The organism is Neobacillus drentensis, from assembly GCF_036966985.1.
Taxonomy (GTDB): Bacteria; Bacillota; Bacilli; order Bacillales; family Cytobacillaceae; genus Neobacillus; species Neobacillus drentensis_E.
This window is the reverse complement of the sequence record NZ_JBALSN010000396.1, coordinates 1-2,435: the sequence shown is the minus strand read 5'-3', so window position 1 is coordinate 2,435 and position 2,435 is coordinate 1. Positions and strand designations below refer to the sequence as shown.

The 2,435-nt window shown below is 38.0% G+C and carries 3 protein-coding genes; 1 reads left to right on the top strand and 2 read right to left on the bottom strand.

The window, feature by feature from the left end; genetic code table 11:
- Window positions 1-123: 123 nt before the first annotated feature.
- Window positions 124-366, bottom strand: a complete 243-nt coding sequence (locus V7659_RS23220; protein WP_026566045.1) for a hypothetical protein — start codon at window positions 364-366, stop codon at window positions 124-126.
- 357 nt (window positions 367-723) lie between these two features.
- Here V7659_RS23220 and V7659_RS23215 point away from each other — a divergent pair, with 357 nt between their 5' ends.
- The gene (locus V7659_RS23215) at window positions 724-927 is read left to right on the top strand and encodes an alpha/beta-type small acid-soluble spore protein (RefSeq protein ID WP_026566044.1); all 204 of its coding nucleotides are present in this window, start codon (window positions 724-726) and stop codon (window positions 925-927) included.
- 72 nt (window positions 928-999) lie between these two features.
- On the opposite strand, the gene fumC is transcribed toward V7659_RS23215, so the two are convergent.
- Window positions 1,000-2,382, bottom strand: coding sequence for a class II fumarate hydratase (gene fumC, locus V7659_RS23210; RefSeq protein ID WP_335453126.1), 1,383 nt, complete (start codon window positions 2,380-2,382; stop codon window positions 1,000-1,002).
- Window positions 2,383-2,435: the final 53 nt, after the last annotated feature.

Here is a 2,435-nt window from a genome sequence, read left to right as displayed (position 1 = left end):
GATACTTTAGAACTTGCGTTTGATATGAATAAGGCACATTTCTTTGATGAAGAAACAGAATCAAGAATTCGCCCGTAATAGTATACAATCTAAAGACAGAATAGCCTCGCTTGGCAGCGAGGCTTATTCTTTTATAAAAAATACTTCTTCTAGATGACAAGCAGGACATCGATACACATGGGGGCACTTATGACCTGAATTTGTATCAGGATATCCATCTTCCATTTTCATTAAGTCTATTTCCATATATGGACTGTAATCATCATAAAAATCCATAAGACGACCACTTTCCATCATAGGCTCACCGCAATTTGTACATAATAAATAGGCTTCACGGAAACCATTACATACTGGGCATTCAGACATTTCATTCACCCTTTTGTTTAATTGATAACCTTAGTTTGTGTTAACTTACATACCATATGTAATGGAATAAATTACTAATTAATTTCTCGAATAAGTCTTTCCGTTTTAATCATAATAAGTATTACAAAGCAAGCAACCATTCAACAACACGATGGATGAAACCAAAAAGGGTATTAGCCGGTGCAAGTCCGACTCATCCAGCCAAACCAAAGTTTTATGAATGAATCTCCAATTGTAGAAAGTTTATCAAAAGTAATATTGATAATATGGGTTAGGCCTAGGCGGCAATGGTTTAATCTCCATTATGGTTCAACTCCATACTGACCCCAAATTTATTAAGAGGAGTGTTATTCAACTATGGCAAGTAACAACAACTCTAATCAACTTCTAGTACCAGGCGTCGAGCAAGCTCTTAGTCAAATGAAGTATGAAATTGCTTCAGAATTTGGTGTAAATCTTGGTGCAGACACTACTTCACGTGCCAACGGATCTGTTGGTGGAGAAATTACAAAACGTCTAGTAGCAATGGCTGAGTCTCAACTTGGCGGATTCCAACGCTAATATTTAGTACTCCAAGTAAATACAAATAAATATTATGGCTAAGCCCCTTCCACTTGGAAGGGGCTTTCAATTTCATATCATATTTTCTGGCTTTACCCATTTGGAAAACTGTTCTTCAGTAAGATAACCTAATTTTATCGCTGCTTCCTTTAGGGAACCATTTTCTTTGAAAGCTAATTTGGCAATTTCCGCTGCCTTTTCATAGCCAATATGAGGATTTAATGCGGTAACAAGCATCAATGAGCGATTCAAATGTTCTTTAAGAATCTCTTCATTGGCCTGAAGACCCACGGCACAATTTTTATTGAAGGATCTGATTCCATCTGAAAGGAGTCTAACCGATTGAATAAAATTGTTAATTATAACTGGTTTAAAAACATTTAACTCGAAGTTCCCTTGACTCGCTGCAAAAGCAATTGCAGCGTCATTTCCATATATCTGGCATGTTATCATCGTCAATGCTTCGCTTTGAGTTGGATTTACCTTTCCTGGCATAATGGAACTCCCAGGCTCATTCGCCGGGATATTAATCTCTCCAATCCCACTGCGCGGCCCACTTGCCAGCCAACGGATGTCATTAGCAATTTTCATTAAATCAGCGGCCAAAGCTTTAAGCGCACCATGAACATGTACAATCTCATCGTGACTTGTTAAAGCATGAAATTTATTTTCTGAGGACCGAAATGGGTATCCGGTAAATATGGAAATTTGCTCAGCAACCTTATCACCAAACAAAAGGGGTGCGTTGATTCCTGTACCAACCGCCGTTCCTCCGATCGCTAAATCAAGCAGATATTGGCTTGCCTCTTTTATCATCTTTTCACATTTTTCAAGCATCCACCGCCATCCACTGATTTCTTGTCCCAGTGTCAGTGGTGTTGCATCCTGTAAATGTGTTCTTCCGATTTTAATGACTGTAGAGAAATCCTTTTCCTTTTGTAGGAGAGTATTTTTTAGTTCTGATAATGCTGGAAGAAGTTCTACTACGATCTTTTGATATGCAGCAATATGCATGGCTGTTGGAAAGGTATCGTTGGAACTTTGCGACATATTGACATCATCATTTGGATGGATTTTTTCATGTGCAGCACCCAGTTCCTTTAAATATTCATTTGCCTTATTGGCTATCACTTCATTTACGTTCATGTTGGATTGTGTCCCACTACCTGTTTGCCAGACCACCAGTGGAAAATGTTCATCCATATCCCCGGCATGAATGGAATCACATACTTTTTGAATGGCCTTCATTTTATTTTCACTGAGCTTTCCTAATTGGAAATTTACTATGGCTGCTGCCTTTTTAATAAAGACCAAACCATATATTAATTCCAATGGCATCTTCTCTGAGCCAATTTTAAAATTGTCCTTGCTCCGTTGTGTTTGAGCACCCCAATATTTATCAATGGGAACACGAACCTCACCAAGTGTATCCTTTTCAATTCGATAATTCTCCACTTATCAACACACCTCACAAATTCATATACTTCAATATATATACCCATTCCTAT

Bases quoted from the DNA above. Each gene is read 5' to 3' on its own strand.
- V7659_RS23220 (WP_026566045.1), bottom strand. From the start codon at position 366: ATGTCTGAATGCCCAGTATGTAATGGTTTCCGTGAAGCCTATTTATTA.
- V7659_RS23215 (WP_026566044.1), top strand. From the start codon at position 724: ATGGCAAGTAACAACAACTCTAATCAACTTCTAGTACCAGGCGTCGAG.